Consider the following 20218-nt stretch of genomic DNA (forward strand, 5'->3'; position numbering starts at 1 on the left):
TTAATTATATCAGTTAAAGCAATGATTTTAAACTGACAGTTTACGTTTGAACCATTCAGACTTTTTATTTTCATATTCTTTCACAGAAATTTCATGATTAAGTGCTTTCTTATACTGATTAAACGCTTGTATTTGTTCTATTAAAATTGATTGACCAGATAAGTATTGGTTTAATTTTTTACTGTCTTCTTCTACGATATGTAAACGTACAACTTCAGTTAGTGATTGCAGATTACTAAATTGTGCATACACACACTTCTTTTGATATGGATGATGTAAACGGTAAAAGTTTTGCAGGTTTAGACGTTTTTCATCAAGTGTGGTCATAGCATGCAAACTTTTTACTACTACAAGTATATCAATAATACCGCTTGTTAATGCTCCGTCTATAGATGTAGAACCGATATGCATCGTTTTAATAATTGGGGTGTCTAATAATGTGATCAATATCTTATTAATCTCTTCAAATTTTGTTCTGTATTGTTCTGTTTTATTATTAATTGTGAGTATTGGTTTCTGTTTTTGCATGTTAAAGTTTCCTTTCGTAAGTAACTATAGCCTTGTGAATAATGAATGTAGGTTTTATTTCTCGGCTAAATTAGGTATAATATTGATATTGAGGAGAGCATATATGAAAAATTTATATTATATTGTATTGATATTAATAGTAAGTACAGTTATTACAGGTTGCGGTAATAAAGTAAAGTCTGATATTAATGATTATAAAGCTCAAATGAAAGATGTACAATCTGAAGAAAAGAAACTGGTTCAACAAATCGATGATTTAGGGCTGGATAAAGCTGACCAATTATTAGGCGCAGAAGTTACAGAAGAGAAAAAGAAAAAGTTAAAAAAGATTGAATTAGACATTAATGAAAAAATAAAACTCCAACTTAAAGCATATGAGAAAAAAGTTATGGCCGTTAAACCTGATACAAAAGAAGTTAAGGATGTTCATAACATATACGTGAGAAACTTAAATAAAAAGAAACAATTCATTTCTGAACTTGATCGTTATATGAAGTTATTTAATCAGTCAATACAATCAAATGAGAAAATTTTAGAATATACAAAAGTATTCGAAAAAAATAATGCTTTAAATGAAAAGTATGCGAAAAAAGCAGTACGCAATAGTGATGATTTTGATACTTTAACTAAGTTGGTGAATAATAATAGCGATGTATTAAAAGAAAAAGTAACTTATTTAACATCAAGTGGAAGTGTGAATGAGAAACAAGCGTATATTGATGAAACATTAATTCCCTTACTAAAAGCAAATGTCGATAAATTGAATCAAACGAAACTGAAATCTAAAAATGTTATCGGCATGCGAAAAGCTACAATTGAGACATATTATAGTTTAATTAATTATTATAAAGAACGCAAAGTTGCCATGAAGACAGAAAGTGAACTTCAAAAATTGCCAATTCAAAATATTTTAGAAAATACGAAATATATTAAGTCGATTGATGAAAAGTATTATGATGCTTTAAATAGTTTAGAAGCAAAACAATAAAAGTATAAAAGGCAATTGCCTTTTATACTTTTATTTGAGTGATTCATTATTATCATGTTTAGAAATAATGATATTCTTTGCAATCACAGTTAATATCCAGATTGCTATTGCGATAAATATAATAATAGTAAGTGTAGGATTTTTATTAATATCCTTAAAAAAGAGCAGCACATAAATTAAAACGCAAGTATTTAATGTATCGATAAAGGTCCATCGTTTAAGAGGGAATTTATTGTTGTTCATCGTGTAACCTCCAATTATTTATTAATGTCATTATACCAATGTGTAATTATTTGAGATAGGGGTAATATTAAATAATACATTGCAAAAATAATCTTACCATGATATATTTTAAAAATCGAAAGCACAATTACGGGGTGGAATCATGATTATAAAATTGAATACGATTGAACAGTTTGAAGAAATGCTTGAATCGAATAGTAAGGTATTTTTTCTGAAGCATTCAAACACATGCCCGATATCTGCGAGTGCATATGATCAATTTGATAATTTTGCTTATGAACGTGATATTAATGCATATTATTTAATCGTTCAGGATGCACGTGAACTATCCAATTACATTGAAGCGAAAACAAACATCAAACATGAATCACCTCAAGCATTTTACTTTAATAATGGAGAAGTTATGTGGCATGACAGTCATAAAAATATAACAATTGCTAATCTTTCTAAAGCAGAAGAATAATGAAAGAGATTTAGAAGTAAATAATAATTATATTAACTAATAGTACTACTATTAGTTATTTATTTTGGAGGAAAAGATGAAGATATTAATTGCTATGGATTCATTTTTTGATATTTTATTCTCTCATCACGCAAATCAGTATGTTTCTGATGGTATTAAAGCAGTTGATAATGCTGCAAATATCGTAATGGTCCCGTTATTTGAGAGCGATAAAAATATGATAGATGCTTTATTAGCATGGGAAAATGGTCGTAAGATCAAACGTAATGTAAATAATGATTTATTAATGCCTGCTGAAGTGGAAGTTGCTATTTTAGAACAGGACACCATGCTCATTGATGGAAAGACAGTCTTAAGTAGTGGAAATCCGTTAGCAGCATCGAGTTATGGTCTTGGTCAATTGATTACACAAGGGTTAGATATGGGCGTTAAATCATTTATTATATCAATTGGTGGCATCACTACTTTTGATGCAGGTCTTGGTATGCTCTATGCATTCGGTACAAAATTCTATAATCGAGATTACATATTAATAGAAGGCCCGCCTAAACAGAGTGATCTTAAGGAAATTAGACATATTGAGTTGGGTGATATGGATGATCGTTTAAAAGAAGTTACATTTACAGTAGTTAGTGACCACCAGTATAAGATATATGGTAAAGAAAGTCATATTGCGAATGGTGGGTATGATTTTGAAACGAAACAGACTATAGATAACAGTATTTGGTATATTTCAGAGCAATTTAAGAAATTTGGTATTGATTTAAATGCCTCAATTTATGGTGGCGATGGTGGGGGCATTCGAGCTGTTTTTGAACAGCTATTCAACGCTGAAACTAAAACATCTGCTGAACTAATATTTAAGCGTACACATATCGGCAGTTTAATAAACGAAGCAGATATGGTGATATATGGTGGTGGTAGTGTAAATGAAACGACAGGATCGCTTGCCGTAAGTGAGATTAATAAGCTGCAAAATCCAGATAAGATAAACATATATTTAATGGGTGGAAAACAATATAAGCAAATGAGTAATGATAAAGAAGTGATTGAGCTTAATATTTATCCTGAAATAAGCTCGGATACTGAAGATATTCAAATCGGTATTCAATTACAGAATACTGTGCAGCATATTGTGATGGCTACAAGAAAGCAATAGTTATTTTTTTATAAAAATGAAGGTCGATATATTTGATAATATATCGACCTTTCTTTTTATATAATTATTGTGCGCTTTCTTCAAATTTAGATAATATACCAACTATCGTCATCACTGATTTTTCCATATCATCGAATGATACGTATTCATAAGGGCCATGGAAATTTTCAGCGCCTGTAAAGATATTGGGTGTTGGCAATCCCATAAATGATAACTGGCTACCATCTGTACCACCTCGTATCGGTTCAACAATCGGTTCAATATTTAATGATTTCATTACTTCTAATGGTACATCGATTAGTTCTTTATGTGGTGTAATTTTCTCGCCCATATTGAAGTATTGATCCTTAATTGAAATGCTTGCTGCATCTTTACCGAAATCAGCTTGAATTGTTTTAATAATCTCTTCCATAGTTGCTTTACGTGCTTCAAACTTTTCTCGGTCATGATCACGGATAATGTATGAAAGTTTCGCATGTTCAACGTTACCTTCCAAATCCATTAAGTGGTAGAATCCTTCGTATCCATCTGTATGCTCTGGACGCTCCTGCTCAGGCAATGTACTTTGGAAAAGCACCGCTAAGTTTAATGCATTGACCATTTTATCTTTTGCACTTCCCGGATGCACATTAACACCATTAAATTCAACTTCAACACCCGCTGCATTAAAGCTTTCATATTGCAATTCACCACGACGTCCACCGTCAATTGTATATGCAAACTGTGCACCAAAACGTTCAACATCAAATTTGTGCGGTCCGCGACCAATTTCTTCATCAGGAGTGAAACCGAAACGAATTTTTCCGTGTTTGATTTCCGGATGGTTGATTAAGTATTCGATTGCTGTCATGATTTCAGTAATTCCGGCTTTATTATCAGCACCTAATAGTGTTGTTCCATCAGTTGTCATCAATGTATGGCCTTTATAAATTTCTAGTTCAGGGAACTTTGCTTTTTCAATGATAAGGCCACTCTTTAAAGTAATATCTTCACCGTCGAAGTTATCGATAATTTGTGGAGATACATTTGTACCGGTAAAGTCCGTTGCAGTATCAACATGTGCAAGTAGACCGATTGTTGGTACGTCTTTGTTTGTATTTGATGGGAGTGTAGCAAATAAATAACCGTATTCATCGATATCAGTTTCAAGTCCTAAAGATTCGATTTCTTTCTGTAATAAGTTAAGTAAATCCCATTGTTTTTCTGTTGATGGAGTAGTTGTACTTGCGGCATTTGATTGTGTATCAATTGTTACATAACGTGTTAAACGTTCAATTAATTTATCTTTCATTTATAATCCTCCTGTTGTGAATATATGTTAATATTATTATTTTAATCTTAAATGTCAAAAAAATCACACTTATTTTTAAATTTCTTAATAATATGAAACTAAAAATAAGTGTGATTTAAAGTTTGATTGGCTTTTCACCTTTTTTTCTGCGGTATTTATTATACTTAAAGCGTGTATATCCTTTTAGAAACGTTTGGAATAATATTTCTGCAATCAATAATCCGAATGCAATTGCACCAGAAGCAAGTGTTGCTTCCATACCTTTCGCTAATGCTTCGCTGAAATCCGAGATAATTAAATTTTTCGTTGCATCATAGGCAACGCCACCTGGTACGAGTGGAATAATACCAGCAACGTTAAAGATAATAACAGGACGTTTATAGTATCTGGCGAAAAGATGTGCGCATAAACTAAGCGAAAGCGATCCTAAAAATACCCCTACAGCAAGTGTAAGTTTAGTAGATTCTGCAATCGTAAAGACCATCCAGCCAATTGCACCAACAAAGCCACAAGCTATGAGTAGTTTACGAGGAGCATTAAATACAATTGCAAAAAATACAGATGCAAAGAAACTGACGATTGTTTGAAATAATAAAGTCAAAATTTAATCCTCCTAAAATATTATAAGAATAGTGGCTACACCTGCCCCAATGGCAAATGCAGTTAAAGCAGCTTCTACACCTTTAGAAATACCCGCTAATAATTGGCCTGCCATCATATCTCGAATTGCATTTGTAATCGGAACGCCTGGTACGAGTGGCATTACTGCTGAAATAATAATCTTATCAAATTCACCATTATATATATAATTCACAAAAAATAGTCCGAAAAGTGCAATTGCCATTGCACCAGCATATTCAGCGAAAAACTGAATTTTGTATATTTTACTAAAGTAATCACAGACAAAATATCCAATCGCACCAGCGATAAAAGCAGGTACAACATCTGCAAGTTGCCCTTTAAACATTAAAAGGAACAATGCACAAACAAGCGCGCTCGACAAAACTTTTAACCAGAAGGGATATTGTAAGTCTGCTTTATCTAGTTCATCTAAAGCGAGTTTCGCTGCTTCAAGGGTGACTTTACCACTCGTAATGGCGCGAGAAATATCATTAACTTCTGATATTTTTTCAAGGTCTGTCGTTCGACTTGAAATACGATATAATCGGGTAGAACTTTTTTCATTGAGTGAAAATATAATTGCTGTTGGTGTTACGAAACTATGTGTATTATGTAAACCATAATGCGAGGCAATACGTGTCATCGTATCTTCAACACGATAAGTTTCTGCACCTGACTCCAATAATATTTTACCGGCCAGCATTGCAACATCTTTCACTTTTTTTTCATCATATAACTGAATAGAAACCATATGGCCCTCCTTAATAAAAAAATAACAGAAAGAAAACTTCCTGTTATTTTATAATGGGATTAAACATTACAGTATTTTGTCCTTGATGCTTTGCAGCATGTAACATTTCATCTGCTTCTTTATATATTTTACGGTGGGTCTTAACTTCTTCATTTGTGATATAACCAATTCCGATAGTGACTGATAAGTTAATTACTTCCTTGTTCGGTAGATGAAATGTTGCATTCATTACTCCAAGTCGAATACTTTCAGCTATTTTTACAGTATCATCAAGTGAGTGATTGGTAAAGATGACGCTAAATTCTTCCCCGGCATTTCTGAATGTTTTAGAATCAGTCGGAACATAGTTTTTTATAACCTGTGCCATTTGCTTTAATACAGCATCGCCTGCATCATGTCCAAAACGATCATTGACTTCTTTAAAATCATCGATATCTATAAGTAATAAAGATAACGATTGTTTCAATTCTGAAGCATTCTTACTTACAGCATTAAGGTAACGATCAAACTCCCGAACATTTCCTAATCCTGTTAGATGATCAATTTCATCTTCTTTCTCATAGCGCTGAATCACTTTGTATATGCGCCATATATCTACGAACATCATACTTGACGTTAAAGATAAAATAAAACTGGAAATAGCGAGCAGAATTATTTCTAAACCATTAAAGGTATTATTATAAAAATTGTATATACCCGTGATAAGAATACTCATCAATGTTAACCACTGAATTGCATTAAAGTCACTTTGTTTAATAAAAGGACCAATCATACTGGCGAGTGATGCAATAATCAATAGATCGAATGTTTCGACTGGTGGTTCATTAAAAATATAAATTTCTGCAAGCACTAATATAATGGCACTAAATATTGTATAGAAAAAATTAGTATATCGGCCAAGAAATAAAAGTGGAATAAAAGCCAAATGGAACGAGATCGAATGATACGTAATCGGGTATGTCATTAGTAAAAATGAAATGAGTGTCATGAGTAACGTAATATAATTTTTTGAGAATACGATTTCTTTCTCTTCAAAAAATTGAAGTCTATGAAACAGATAGATACCACTCACAGTGACAGCAGCATTAAAAATAATAGCTTCAATCATAAAATCCCTCCTTACTTACTGCGATAAATTTTTGCCTTAGAAAAACCTCTGCCAATTATTTCGGACGTATTGATGAAAATGACAAATGAATCTGGTTCTTCACGAGTAATGATCTGTTTGAAATAGATTGCTTCTTTTTGTTCCATTACAGAAAATAATAAACTTTTTCCTTCACGATTATATCCACCAAATGCATTAACGCTTGTAACGCCGCGCTCAACATGTTCATGTATGAGATTGATGATCTTCTGTTCTTTAGTTGTAATGATAAACACGAGTTTATTATCACCAGCGTGTAACTGTACGATATCGATAACTTTACTTGTAACATATATTGAAATTAGTGCATATAAAGCAAGCTCAAAATTAAATACAAATGCACTTAGGATAACCACAAAGGCATCAACGATTAATTGACAAAAACCGCTTGATAAATCTGTATATTTTTTTACGATTTGAGCAAGCGTAGCTGTTCCACCAGTGGAACCATTACCACGATAAACGAGCCCTAAACCAATACCTAGCACGATGCCGCCATAAAGCGATGCTAATAATGCATCTGTTGTTCCTTTTTCGACAAGACTAGCGGTTAAAAATATTGTGAGTGGCACAACAAATGTTGCGATAACAGTCTTTAAACTGAATGATTTTCCTAATGTAAACCAACCGATAATGAATATAGGGATATTAAATATAAATTGAATCATCGCAGGATCTGATCCTATCATTTTATTTAAAATGGTACTCAGACCTGAAATACCACCAGCTGCAATCTGACCAGGTAGTAAAAATAAATTATAACTAATACCAACGATGATTGAACCTATTACTGTATATAAAATATCAATAAGCACTGTTTTATTCATATCTTTACTCCTTTTTGTCAAAAAAATAGTAAAGCAGTGTGATCATTGCTTTACACATTTTTGAAGATTAAATCCCGAGATTATCTTTCATCTGCTGTTTGACATCTTCTTTAGAAGCTTCATTAGGGATGAAATACCATAGACCATCTGAATCAATTTTATTTTCGCCGTTTAATTGCAACTTCTTAATTGTACCGATTGCAGAGGGATAATGTCTTCTTAATTTATTGATGTCCTGAAAGGCTATATTTGTTGTAACACTAGCAGAAATCGTCTTTAATATTTGATTGAATTTGGGTACGGACTCTATGCTAAGTAATTTATCAGTAACCGCCTTTACGATAATCTGTTGACGTACTTGACGTCCTTCGTCTCCCATTGCACCCGCTTCTTTTCGGCTACGTGCAAAAGCTAATGCATCTTTTCCATTGAGGTGATATTTCTTGTCGGCCTTAAAGTCATACTCAGCAAATTTGAAGGTATGTGGACTTGTTACATCTATCCCTCCGATATTATCGATTATAAATACAAAATCATCCATATCGACAGTTGCATAATAATCAATTGGCATATTGAAGTATTTTTCAATTGAATCAATCGCCATTTTAGGACCGCCATAAGCATAAGCGTGATTTATTTTTTCTTCAGTACCATGCCCGACAATATCTGCTTTCGTATCTCTTGGTATACTTATAATTGTCGTAAGCTGTTTAGATGGATTAACCGTTGCTAGTATCATTGTATCTGATCGCTTGCCTTCTTGACGAAAAGCTCTACCGGCATCCGAGTCAAGACCAAATAAAGCAATTGAAATAGGCTGACCAGAATTTAAGTCAATATTAGCGTTACGTAATTCAGATGATGTACGAGAGTACTTAGGATCTTGCAGAGTATCCGTTGTATGTTTTAACTGAAAAAAAACATATATAAAAAGTAATGCAAATATAAATATACAAACCATAAATAGTGAGGCAAGTATAAAAAATAGTTTTCTTTGTGTTCTAACTCGTGCGCGAGAACTCATAATAAAACTCCTTCATTATATTGAAGATATTTTCTTTTAACCGTATTATTATGTAACAAATTTAAGTATTCGTCAAACAAATGTTCAACTTAAACATATATTGTTTCATATTTATTACATATAATTTGATAGGCGACATTCGTATAATGTGCTATAGTAAAAAAGAATGAAGAGCTTGAGGTGGCTTATGTTTACATTAAAATTAATAATGATAACAATTATAATTTCGTTTATTCTGACACCGGTTATTATCAAATTTTCACATGTTGTTGGTGCACTAGATAAGCCTAATTTTCGTAAAGTACATACAAAGCCAGTTTCAGTATTGGGTGGCGTAGTCATTCTAATTTCTTTTCTTATTGGAATCTGGATAGGACATCCTGTTGAACCTGAAATTAAACCAATTATTATTGGTGCAGTATTGATTAATATCCTTGGCATCATTGATGATTTGTTTGATTTATCAGCGATTGTTAAATTAATTGGTCAAATAGGTGTTGCGCTAATCGTTGTTTTGCATGGAATTACGCTCGATCTCATAACATTACCTTTTGGTGTCGTTATAGAATTCGGATATTTAAGTATACCGATGACGATTCTCTGGATCGTAGCTGTTACAAATGCAATCAATTTAGTCGACGGATTAGATGGTCTTGCGGCGGGCGTGTCGATGATTGCTTTAGGAACGATAGGTTTTATTGCGATACTACAACAAAATATTTTTATTATGATGATATGCAGTGTATTAATTGGTTCATTAATAGGATTTTTACGATATAATTTTTATCCAGCAAAGATTTTTCTAGGGGATAATGGCGCGTTAATGCTAGGATTCATAATAGGTGTATTAAGTTTACTTGGGTTTAAGAACATCACTTTAATCTCGCTGTTCTTTCCGATTATTATATTAGCGGTTCCGTTTATTGATATGAGTTTTGCTATGATTAGAAGATATCGTCAAGGTAAACCCATTATGCAGGCAGATAAATCTCATTTACATCATAAATTGCTCGGCTTAGGCTATACACATGCTCAAACGGTCATTTTAATTTATTCAATTGCCATATTGTTTAGTATAGCATCAATAATTCTCTATCTTTCTACCCGAATTGGAGCAATTTTAATTGTGACACTTATTATTATAACGATTGAATTAATCGTAGAACTTACTGGTTTAATCGATGATGATCATAAACCGATGGTAAAGACAATTCGTCGATTACTAAAATGATAAGTAATAATTAGTAAATCAAAAAATTTATACAAAGAAAAGAGGAACAAATTTTATTGTTCCTCTTTTCTTTGTTGATTTATAGATCAAATGGGAGCATGATTTCTTCTTCAATTGAGAAATTTGCTGAACCTTGTGTTGTTTCAATAATGAACTGCTCAAACTGTTCTTTATCCTCAGCTGTGATCTGCACAACATAAGTAACTTTATCGGTATAGATCGTATCGAGAATAACATATGGCTCGCTTGCTATTTGATGCTCAAATTTACCGGTATTCTCATAACTCAGAATAACGTGATACTTTAAGCCGTTCTTTATAATCACTTTTCCGGCAACTTTTATGCCTTCAACGACACCACCTTGATAAGCACGAATAAGCCCGCCTGTACCTAATTTAACACCTCCAAAATAACGGGTGACTATAGCTAGTGTATTATGTACATCATTTTTCTTTAATGCTTCAAGCATCGGAACGCCTGCTGTTCCGCTCGGTTCACCATCATCACTTGCCTTCTGGATCTGGTGCTGATCGCCAATCGTATAAGCTGAACAATTGTGATTAGCGTCTTTATGTTTTTTCTTGATTTCTGCAATTTTTTCTTTCGCTTCATCTTCATTTTCAATCTTATAAAGATAGGTGATAAAACGTGATTTATTAATAATCTCTTCATTTACGATCTCTTTTTTAATCGTGATATAATTTTGCATATTATCCCTCATAACTGTTGAATTATTTGTAATATCATTTTAACAGAGTCATCAAAATATTATTATACTATTTGTATTACTTTATTTTTAGTAATAAACGGTATAAAATATATATTGGGATGTATTGGGACGGAGGTATTTTATGAAAACAGCTATTATTACAGATTCAACTGCATATATTCCTAAATCTATCCTAAAGTCAGAGGATATTCGTATCATTTCATTGAATGTTATCTTTAAGGATGAAATATATTTAGAAGAAAAGTATGATGCGCAAACTTTCTATGAAAGAATGCGTACTGAAAAAGAATTGCCAACGACAAGTCAACCGACAACAGGTGCGTATGTCGCTCTTTTAGAGGAATTGAAAGTAGAAGGTTTTACCGATTGTATTGCAATACATCTATCTAGTGGTATAAGTGGTACTTATCAAAATGCCATAACAGCTGGATCGATGGTTGATGGTATTAATCTTCATGCGTTTGATTCAGAAATTGCAGCGATGGCAATGGGCTTTTATGTTCTACGTGCATCAGAACTTAAAGATAAACTTAGTCCTGAAGCGATTATTGATGAATTAGAAGTAATGAAGCAACATACAAATGCATATTTTATTGTTGATGATTTAAAAAATTTGCATAAAGGTGGGCGACTTACAGGTGCTCAGGCATTGATAGGCAGTATGCTACAAGTTAAGCCGATACTTCATTTTGAAGATACTAAAATTGTACCATTTGACAAAGTGCGTACAAAAAAGAAAGCACTTAAGCAGATTAAAGATTTGTTTGCACAGGAAATTAAAGATTACGAACATGTAACGGCTGTATTAATTCACGCCAATGCTGAAGAAGAAGCAGATGCAATAATCGCCGATTTAAAAGCAGAATTTCCACATGTAGATTTTATTAAAAGTTATTTTGGCCCTGTCATAGGTACACATCTTGGTGAAAAGTCGATCGGTCTCGGATTTACGAATCAAAAGTTTAATATTTTATAACATTATCGTCTTATATTTTATATTACCGGCACACATTTATTTGTGTGCTTTTTTTTATGGAGGAAATAATGAGAATATTTGTTTCAGAACAGAAGTCAGAGATTCCGGCAATTGAAATAGAAAGAAATATAAAGTGTAATTTTTGTTTGAATGAAAATAAAAAATTATTCCATCATTATTTTCATCAAGGTTTTAATGAAAAATTATATTACTGTAGAAACTGTATCTCACAAAATATAAATTCCAAGCTATTTATTCATCATTACGAACCATCACAAAATATTGAACAAATAAAGATTGATTTACCGTTTAAGCTCACTGAACAGCAGCGAAATGCTTCTCAATTTATTAAAGAACAAATAACACTTCAGAAATCTTGTTTGTTATATGCAGTAACCGGTGCTGGTAAAACTGAGATGATACTTGAAGGTATAGTGAAAGTTAGAGGGGAAGGAGGAAATGTTGCTGTTGTTTCTCCGCGTACAGATGTTGTAAAAGAATTATCGTTACGACTTAGCATGTATTTAAAGACAGAGAATATCAGTACGCTTTATGCGGGACATTCTGAAATGATACAGCCATACCTTATTATCAGTACGATTCATCAGTTAATGTATTTTACATCACACTTCGATTTGATTATAGTTGATGAAATTGATGCATTTCCAGCACAACATGATCCTAGATTGATGAAATTATTAGAAAGAGCATTAACGCCAAAGGGTATATTTGTGTATTTATCAGCGACACCTCCAAAAAATATTATTCGCGCTTGTAAAGGAAATATTGTGTATTTACCGTTGAGACATCACAAAAGACCATTACCTATACCACAGTTTAAATATTTAAGTCATGGATCAGTACGCAAAAAATTAGATTACATGTTAAGAAATGTGGAAACAGGTGAAATCATCTTAATCTTCTTCCATGATATACGATTAATGGAACAGACTTTTCGTTCTTTAAATAAAAATATACAAACAAAGACTGTGTGTGTATATTCAGGTGATGATGAACGTCACGAGAAAATTGAAGCGATTAGAAATGCAAGCTATCAATTTGTTTTTACGACGACGATACTGGAACGAGGGTTTACGATGCATGGATTAAGTGTTTGGGTTATGAATAGTCATCTATTTCGAAGTGACAGTTTAATTCAAATTGCAGGTAGGGTAGATAGAAAAGGTGATGAACGTAATGGAGAAGTCATCTTCTTTCATGATGGCATTAGTTTATCGATGATAGCAGCAGTTAGAGACATAAGACAAATGAATAAGAGGGGTGCTCATGTATCATAATCAATGTATTATTTGTCATGAAATAATAACCAATCCGTTGACGATTGACAATCTATTTTCGGAGCTTAATGTCGTCTGTCAAAGCTGTATGGGAAAAATGTTAATGATAAAGGAGTGTAAACGTTGTCCAATATGCAAAAAAAAGCTTGAAGAAGGAGAAGATGACTGTCTGGACTGTATGTTTATTGAGAAGCATTTTGGATTTGTGAATGAAGTCGACTATGTGTGTGATTATAATGAAATGGTAGCGAATCTTATACATCAGTATAAATCGAACGGAGATATTCTTCTCGCACAAGCATTTGCACAGTGTATAAATACCAAATTTAATCGAAGATATTTCAGACAGTTTGATTATATTATCCCACTACCTATATCAGAAGAACGTCTAAAGGTGAGAGGATTCAATCATATAACAGAAATTATGAAATATATTAAAGTACCATATCATCAGATTATTGAGACAGAATTTCGTGAGAAACAAATGAATCTTAGTAAAACTGAACGAATGCTTCAAAAAAATCCTTTTCGATTAAATTATTCTATTAAAGATAATTCACGAATCTTATTAGTTGATGATATTTATACCACAGGTTTGACAATCAGTCATGCACATAGTGTATTTTTACCCTATAAACATTGTGAAATCAAAGTGCTAGCGTTTGCAAGAGTCTGAATATTTGGTAAAATATAAGTAGGAAGAAACAACAAGAATAGTTTCAAAGGAGCGATTCATTATGATTAGATATGAAATCCATGGAGATAATATCTCAGTAACAGACGCGATCAGAAATTACATCGAAGAGAAATTAAGCAAACTTGAAAGATACTTTACAAACGTGCCGGATGCGAATGCACACGTAAAGATTAAAACTTATCAAGATGGTAAATCTAAAGTTGAGGTAACAATTCCTCTTAAAAATGTTACATTACGTGCCGAAGAGCGTCACGATGATTTATATGCAGCTGTTGACCTAATCGTTGAAAAATTAGAACGTCAAGTACGCAAACACAAAACAAAAGTAAATCGTAAATTCCGTGAAAAAGGTGTTGAAAAAGAAGTTTTCCCAAGTTTACCGGAAGTTGAAGAAGTAACTGCTGAAAAAGAGGATGCAATTGAAATCATCCGTTCTAAACAGTTTAACTTAAAACCGATGGATGCTGAAGAAGCGGTTTTACAAATGAATCTTTTAGGACATGATTTCTACATCTTTAATGATGCCGAAACAAACGATACAAATATCGTCTACAAACGAAGAGATGGTAAATATGGCCTTATCGAAACAACAGTTAACCAATAATTAAATTAAAGTATTATATCAAACTGAAGCGATTTTTCGCTTCAGTTTTTTTCTCGCTATAACTATATATCATTTATTTATATTTAATTTTTATGGATTATATTAACAGGAAAAAATATACGAAATATTTTTATAAAATCATGATAAGTGCTATTATTATTAGTTGAAGACGTATGTATACGTATTAAAAGGAGAGAACACAATGGGATTCATTAAAAAGATGTTAGACGGCAATAAAAGGGAACTTAAAACGTTAACTAAAATTGCTGAACAAGTAGAATCATTTGCAGAGGAAATTGCTTCATTAACTGATGAAGACCTTAAAAATAGAACACTGAAATTTCAAGCTGATTTAAAAGAGATTGAAGATTATAGAAAGCAAGAAAAATATTTAGATGATATTTTACCCGAAGCTTATGCGATTGTACGTGAAGCTTCAACACGTGTTTTAGGTATGCGTCCATTTAAAGTTCAAATTATGGGTGGTACTGCAATACATCGTGGAGATATTGCAGAAATGAGAACGGGTGAAGGTAAAACATTAACTGCTACAATGCCGGTTTATTTAAACGCATTAACAGGACGTGGCGTACACGTTGTAACTGTCAACGAATACTTATCAAGTACACAAGCAGAAGAAATGTCTCGGTTATATAATTTCTTAGGTCTATCTGTTGGTGTTAACTTAAATCACTTATCTACTGATGAAAAACGTGCTGCATATAATGCAGATATTACATATAGTACGAATAATGAATTAGGATTCGATTACTTACGTGACAATATGGTAACTTACAAAGAAGAACGTGTTATGCGTCCTTTAAACTTCGCTATTATTGATGAGGTTGACTCAATCTTAATCGATGAAGCACGTACGCCGTTAATCATTTCTGGTCAGGCTGAGAAATCAACGAGTCTTTATATTCAGTCAAATGTCTTTGTCAAGATGTTACGTGATGAAGAAGATTATAACTATGATGAAAAGACAAAAGGTATTCAGCTTACTGAGCAGGGTATTGATAAAGCAGAGAAAATGTTTAAGGTAGATAACCTTTATGATGTTAAGAACGTTAACTTAATGCATCATATTAATATCGCTTTAAAAGCGAACCGTTCAATGCTGAAAGATGTAGATTATGTTGTACAGGATGGTGAGATTGTTATCGTCGATCAGTTTACTGGTCGTACGATGCCGGGTCGACGTTTCTCTGACGGGGTACATCAGGCAATTGAAGCGAAAGAAGCAGTTGAAATTCAAAACGAATCAAAAACAATGGCCTCAATTACATTCCAGAACTTCTTCCGTATGTATAATAAACTGTCTGGTATGACAGGTACGGCGAAAACAGAAGAAGAAGAATTGATGAATATCTATAATATGGCGGTAACACAAATTCCGACAAATAAACCGATTGCCCGTGTAGATGCAGCTGATTTAATCTTTGCTTCTGAAAAAGGAAAGTTCCATGCTGTAGTCGATGAAGTAATTGAACGTCATAAAAAAGGACAACCAGTGTTACTTGGTACTGTTGCAGTTGAGACGAGTGAATATATTTCTGATTTACTTAAGAAACGTGGTATTCGACATAATGTATTAAATGCTAAAAACCATGAACGAGAAGCTGAAATTGTTCAATATGCAGGTGAAAAAGGTGCTGTAACGATTGCTACCAATATGGCTGGTCGTGGTACCGATATAAAATTAGGTGAAGGTGTAAAGGAATTAGGTGGATTAGCAGTTATTGGTACTGAACGTCATGAATCACGTCGTATCGATGATCAGTTACGTGGTCGTTCTGGACGTCAAGGTGATCCAGGTTTCTCAAGATTCTATCTTTCACTTCAGGATGAACTGATGGTGCGTTTCGGATCAGAACGTATGCAGTCAATGATGACAAAGTTAGGTATGAATGATGAAGCACCGATTGAATCTAAAATGGTATCAAGAGCAGTTGAATCTGCACAAAAACGTGTTGAAGGTAATAACTATGATAGTCGTAAACGTGTATTAGAATATGATGATGTATTACGTAAACAACGTGAAATTATTTACGAAGAACGTAATGAAATCTTAGAAACAGAAGATTGTTCGGCGATGGTACATAGTATGATTGAACAATCTGTACGTCGTGCAGTGGACTTCCATTTTGCTGGCGAAGAAGATACGCATGACTACGAAACATTTATTAATTATGTGGAAGACATGTATTTAACTGAAGGTGCACTTCATATTGATGATATTAATCGACGAGATAATGATGAAATATATGAAATCGTTATGAAAGCTGTTGAGAGACAGTTATTACATCAACAAGATGAATTAGGCGAACAATTCTTAGAATTTGAACGTATGATTCTGCTTCGTACAATTGATATGAAATGGACTGATCATATCGATACAATGGATCAGTTACGTACAGGTATCCATTTAAGAAGTTATGGACAAATTAACCCTTTACGTGAATATCAAAATGAAGGATTAACGATGTTTGATGCAATGCTTGAAAATATTGAAGACGATGTGAGTAAATATGTATTAAAATCTATCGTCGAAAAAGATGAACATGTTGAACGTGAACAAGTTGCAGTAGGACAAGCAATGGTTGCAAACGACGGAAAAGAAAAAGTGAAAAAACAACCTAAAACAAAAACTGAGCCAGATATTGGTCGTAACGATCCATGCCCATGTGGTAGCGGTAAAAAGTATAAAAACTGTCACGGAAGAGAGTAATCTGAATGGAACAATTTGAAATTAACAATGCTTTAAATGATATTAAAGAGAAAATAGATAGCTTTAGGGGGTCTCTTTGACTTAGAAGAAAAAGAGACGAACATTCAGGAATTTGAAGAAATGATGGCTGACCCGGATTTCTGGAATGATGGGGATAAGGCACAGGAGATTATCAATAAAAATAATGCATTAAAAGAAGTTGTAAACGGATTTAATGCATTAGAAGAAAAGTATGAAAACATTGAAGTATTAATAGAAATGTTGAAGGAAGAATCAGATAAAGAAAGTGAAGCAGAGCTGATTCAGCAACTTCAAAGTTTAACTGATGACACAAATGATTTTGAACTAAAAATGCTACTGAACGGTGAGTTTGATGCAAATAATGCGATTTTAGAGTTACATCCAGGTGCTGGTGGAACAGAATCACAAGACTGGGGAGAAATGCTCTTACGTATGTATCAGCGATTTGCAGATAAACGTGGATTTAAAGTGGAAACGCTTGATTATTTACCGGGGGATGAGGCTGGAATAAAGAGTGTCACAATCTTAATTAAAGGCCATAATGCTTATGGTTATTTAAAAGCTGAAAAAGGTGTTCATCGATTAGTTCGTATCTCTCCATTTGATTCTTCTGGAAGACGCCATACATCATTTGTATCATGCGATGTAACACCGGAACTAAATAATGAGAATATTGAAATTGAGGTTAGGGCAGAAGATATTAAAGTCGATACGTATCGTGCAAGTGGCGCAGGTGGACAGCACATTAATACTACAGACTCTGCTGTTCGAATCACACATATCCCAACTGGAATCGTTGTAACTTGTCAGAATGAACGTTCTCAAATTAAGAATAGAGACCAGGCGATGAAAATGTTAAAAGCGAAATTATATCAGCGCAAGATTGAAGAACAAGAAGCTGAGCTCGCTGCTATTCGTGGCGAACAAAAAGAAATTGGCTGGGGTTCACAGATTCGTTCATATGTATTCCATCCATATTCAATGGTGAAAGATCATAGAACAAATGCTGAAACTGGCAATACTGGAGCGGTAATGGATGGCGATCTTGATTTATTTATTGATGCTTATTTAAAAAGTCAATTATAGGCATTTAAAAAGTTAAAAAAGTATCAATGCAAAAAGAGATAGAGACAATAATTTGTCACTATCTCTTTTTGGGGTATAATTAAAGTAACATAAAATATGGGGGTAATATCATGAAAAAATTATTTACAGGACTTGCACTTTCAGCATTAGTACTCGGGGCATGTGGAAATGGAGAAGAAGAAAAAACAACAGATAAAACAACATCAAATGATCCAGGTAGAGAAGCATTTGCAAATAGTTCTTGTATTGGTTGTCATGGTAAAGATTTAGAAGGTGGAAGCGGACCGAACTTAACAAAGGTCGGAGGAAAATATTCTGAACAGGAAATTTTAGAAATTATAAAGAATGGTAAAGGATCGATGCCTAAAAATTTAGTTGAAGGTAAAGATGCAGAAAATATAGCGAAATATTTAGCGAAACAAAAATAATAAAATTTTATTGAAAACTTAAAGATAATATTACAAGTACGTAACAAATGCCTGATAATAGATTAACATATGCTATATTATTTTTAAGTAATCACGTGGGCTTACAGGAGGGCATTTGTACAATATGAAAAGAATAGTTTTATCGATTGTTGGATTAACAACAATTATTACAGTTGCTTCACAGGCTCAAGCAAGTAATTATCATGTGAAGCAAGGTGATACACTTTATACGATTGCAAAAGAAAATGGTTCAAGTGTCAATGAATTAAAGCATTTAAACAATTTGAATGAAGCTCAGCTTATTCCAGGACAGAAAATAAAGATATCATCAGATTATTATAAAGTGACAAAAGATGATACAGTTCAAAGTATAGCGAAGAAATTTAAGATTACACCATTTGAAGTTAGATTCTGGAACAGATTATCTTCAAATGAGTTGACAATAGGTAAAAAACTTATTGTTTCCGAAGATGCTTATCGTAAATATAAAGAAAAAAAACGTAAAAATCATCATGTAACGCCAGCGCTTTCACCGGATTCAGCAAGAATACTTGATGAAATTGATCAAAAAGAATTAAAAGAATCTATAAACAACGAAGAAACTGATATTAATGAAGAAATTGATAGTAATGAAATACAAGTTTCTGTAGATGATAATAACTCATCTGAATCGAATGCTCAAAATATTGAAACCGAATATTATACTCAACATAATCCGTCATTAAATGATTCATCGAATATTATATCAGAAGAAAATAATTTATTATTAACTGAAGACAATACACAATTAAATACGCTTCTGGATAAAAAAACTCAAAAATCATCATTAAATATGATAGAAGGTGAAGTTGCACAAATAGCCCATCGCATTGCTGAAGGTAAATCATATGTTTATGGTGCCAACAGTAATAGTGCTGTAGATTGTTCTGCATTTGCGCAACAGGTCTTAAAGGCTTTAGGTAAATCAATTCCACGAACAACTTATGAACAGATGGCAGTCGGTACAAGAGTTCTACAGCCACAGCCGGGAGACCTTGTATTTTTTAATAATGGAAGTCATGTCGGTGTTTACATTGGCAATGGCCAGATGGTTGATGCATTGAATCCAAAAGCTGGGGTAGGCCAGCGAGCAGTAAATTACATTAGTGGAACGATTACAGGATATTATCGTTATTAACTTAGAATTTAATAGAAACGCATGTCTATTATGTCATGCGTTTTTATTTTTTAGTTTTTTTCAATATTCCATTTTTGTCTTATAAATAAAATATATATAATAATTTGAAAATTTGAAATCTTAATGAGAGAAGTAATATTTAGAGCATAAATCTACTATTGTATTACAAACTGAACATACTTTTGTAATAATGATGC

General features: G+C 32.9%; 21 protein-coding genes. 12 read left to right on the top strand and 9 right to left on the bottom strand.

The genetic code is table 11. The annotated features are described in order from the left end of the window. Positions 1 to 27 precede the first annotated feature (27 nt). Positions 28 to 528 (bottom strand): GrpB family protein, encoded by a 501-nt coding sequence (locus HT586_RS03690; RefSeq protein WP_096077116.1) that lies wholly within the window; start codon positions 526 to 528, stop codon positions 28 to 30. Between the two features lie 103 nt (positions 529 to 631). Here HT586_RS03690 and HT586_RS03695 point away from each other — a divergent pair, with 103 nt between their 5' ends. Beyond that, entirely contained in the window at positions 632 to 1516 is an 885-nt protein-coding gene (locus HT586_RS03695; RefSeq protein ID WP_203546339.1) for an EMYY motif lipoprotein, read from the top strand. 30 nt (positions 1517 to 1546) lie between these two features. Here the strand turns inward: HT586_RS03695 and HT586_RS03700 are convergent, their stop codons facing one another. Next, the gene (locus HT586_RS03700) at positions 1547 to 1759 is read right to left on the bottom strand and encodes a hypothetical protein (protein WP_203546340.1); all 213 of its coding nucleotides are present in this window, start codon (positions 1757 to 1759) and stop codon (positions 1547 to 1549) included. A 142-nt stretch (positions 1760 to 1901) separates the two neighbouring features. Between HT586_RS03700 and ytxJ the strand changes: the two genes are divergently transcribed. Further along, on the top strand, positions 1902 to 2222 hold the full coding sequence (gene ytxJ / locus HT586_RS03705) for a bacillithiol system redox-active protein YtxJ (RefSeq protein ID WP_096077113.1): 321 nt from the start codon (positions 1902 to 1904) through the stop codon (positions 2220 to 2222). Positions 2223 to 2298: 76 nt separating this feature from the next. Continuing rightward, complete coding sequence (locus HT586_RS03710) at positions 2299 to 3381, top strand: glycerate kinase (RefSeq protein WP_203546341.1); 1083 nt, start codon at positions 2299 to 2301, stop codon at positions 3379 to 3381. A gap of 64 nt (positions 3382 to 3445) precedes the next feature. Here the strand turns inward: HT586_RS03710 and pepT are convergent, their stop codons facing one another. The 6 genes from pepT to HT586_RS03740 all read right to left on the bottom strand — a co-directional run bounded on the left by pepT (position 3446) and on the right by HT586_RS03740 (position 9042). Continuing rightward, the gene (gene pepT / locus HT586_RS03715) at positions 3446 to 4672 is read right to left on the bottom strand and encodes a peptidase T (RefSeq protein WP_096077111.1); all 1227 of its coding nucleotides are present in this window, start codon (positions 4670 to 4672) and stop codon (positions 3446 to 3448) included. 115 nt (positions 4673 to 4787) lie between these two features. After that, a complete protein-coding gene (locus tag HT586_RS03720) occupies positions 4788 to 5276 on the bottom strand; it encodes a threonine/serine exporter family protein (protein ID WP_096077110.1) in 489 nt (162 codons plus the stop codon). 9 nt (positions 5277 to 5285) lie between these two features. Beyond that, on the bottom strand, positions 5286 to 6044 hold the full coding sequence (locus HT586_RS03725) for a threonine/serine exporter family protein (protein ID WP_096077109.1): 759 nt from the start codon (positions 6042 to 6044) through the stop codon (positions 5286 to 5288). Positions 6045 to 6087: 43 nt separating this feature from the next. Beyond that, complete coding sequence (gene gdpS / locus HT586_RS03730) at positions 6088 to 7152, bottom strand: GGDEF domain-containing protein GdpS (protein ID WP_096077108.1); 1065 nt, start codon at positions 7150 to 7152, stop codon at positions 6088 to 6090. An 11-nt stretch (positions 7153 to 7163) separates the two neighbouring features. Then, a complete protein-coding gene (locus HT586_RS03735; protein ID WP_096077107.1) occupies positions 7164 to 8018 on the bottom strand; it encodes a YitT family protein in 855 nt (284 codons plus the stop codon). Positions 8019 to 8085: 67 nt separating this feature from the next. Then, the gene (locus HT586_RS03740) at positions 8086 to 9042 is read right to left on the bottom strand and encodes an LCP family protein (RefSeq protein ID WP_096077106.1); all 957 of its coding nucleotides are present in this window, start codon (positions 9040 to 9042) and stop codon (positions 8086 to 8088) included. A 187-nt stretch (positions 9043 to 9229) separates the two neighbouring features. Here HT586_RS03740 and HT586_RS03745 point away from each other — a divergent pair, with 187 nt between their 5' ends. Beyond that, positions 9230 to 10273, top strand: a complete 1044-nt coding sequence (locus tag HT586_RS03745) for a glycosyltransferase family 4 protein (RefSeq protein ID WP_096077105.1) — start codon at positions 9230 to 9232, stop codon at positions 10271 to 10273. Positions 10274 to 10352: 79 nt separating this feature from the next. Here the strand turns inward: HT586_RS03745 and HT586_RS03750 are convergent, their stop codons facing one another. Beyond that, the gene (locus HT586_RS03750) at positions 10353 to 10982 is read right to left on the bottom strand and encodes a YigZ family protein (protein WP_133353949.1); all 630 of its coding nucleotides are present in this window, start codon (positions 10980 to 10982) and stop codon (positions 10353 to 10355) included. A gap of 142 nt (positions 10983 to 11124) precedes the next feature. Between HT586_RS03750 and fakB1 the strand changes: the two genes are divergently transcribed. The 8 genes from fakB1 (at position 11125) to HT586_RS03790 (ending at position 20021) form a co-directional block, all read left to right on the top strand. Then, complete coding sequence (fakB1, locus tag HT586_RS03755; RefSeq protein WP_203546342.1) at positions 11125 to 11979, top strand: fatty acid kinase binding subunit FakB1; 855 nt, start codon at positions 11125 to 11127, stop codon at positions 11977 to 11979. A 68-nt stretch (positions 11980 to 12047) separates the two neighbouring features. Then, positions 12048 to 13277 carry a DEAD/DEAH box helicase gene (locus tag HT586_RS03760; protein ID WP_203546343.1) on the top strand — a complete coding sequence of 410 codons (1230 nt, stop codon included), beginning with the start codon at positions 12048 to 12050 and terminating at the stop codon, positions 13275 to 13277. Continuing rightward, a complete protein-coding gene (locus HT586_RS03765) occupies positions 13267 to 13953 on the top strand; it encodes a ComF family protein (protein ID WP_203546344.1) in 687 nt (228 codons plus the stop codon). The genes HT586_RS03760 and HT586_RS03765 overlap by 11 nt, the downstream gene beginning before the upstream one ends. 61 nt (positions 13954 to 14014) lie before the next feature. Next, positions 14015 to 14578, top strand: coding sequence for a ribosome hibernation-promoting factor, HPF/YfiA family (gene hpf / locus HT586_RS03770; RefSeq protein WP_133353951.1), 564 nt, complete (start codon positions 14015 to 14017; stop codon positions 14576 to 14578). 202 nt (positions 14579 to 14780) lie between these two features. Beyond that, on the top strand, positions 14781 to 17309 hold the full coding sequence (secA, locus tag HT586_RS03775) for a preprotein translocase subunit SecA (RefSeq protein WP_203546345.1): 2529 nt from the start codon (positions 14781 to 14783) through the stop codon (positions 17307 to 17309). Between the two features lie 5 nt (positions 17310 to 17314). Further along, positions 17315 to 18416, top strand: a protein-coding gene (gene prfB / locus HT586_RS03780) for a peptide chain release factor 2 (protein ID WP_407943979.1) whose coding sequence is annotated in 2 segments (ribosomal slippage) — positions 17315 to 17377 and positions 17379 to 18416 — 1101 coding nt in all. Because the reading frame shifts where the segments join, the coding sequence is not laid out codon by codon here. 110 nt (positions 18417 to 18526) lie between these two features. Continuing rightward, positions 18527 to 18844 (top strand): cytochrome c551, encoded by a 318-nt coding sequence (gene cccB / locus HT586_RS03785; protein WP_096077097.1) that lies wholly within the window; start codon positions 18527 to 18529, stop codon positions 18842 to 18844. A gap of 124 nt (positions 18845 to 18968) precedes the next feature. Further along, entirely contained in the window at positions 18969 to 20021 is a 1053-nt protein-coding gene (locus HT586_RS03790; protein WP_203546346.1) for a LysM peptidoglycan-binding domain-containing protein, read from the top strand. The last annotated feature ends 197 nt before the right edge of the window (positions 20022 to 20218 follow it).

Source organism: Macrococcoides bohemicum (genome assembly GCF_016865215.1).
Classification (GTDB): Bacteria; Bacillota; Bacilli; order Staphylococcales; family Staphylococcaceae; genus Macrococcoides; species Macrococcoides bohemicum.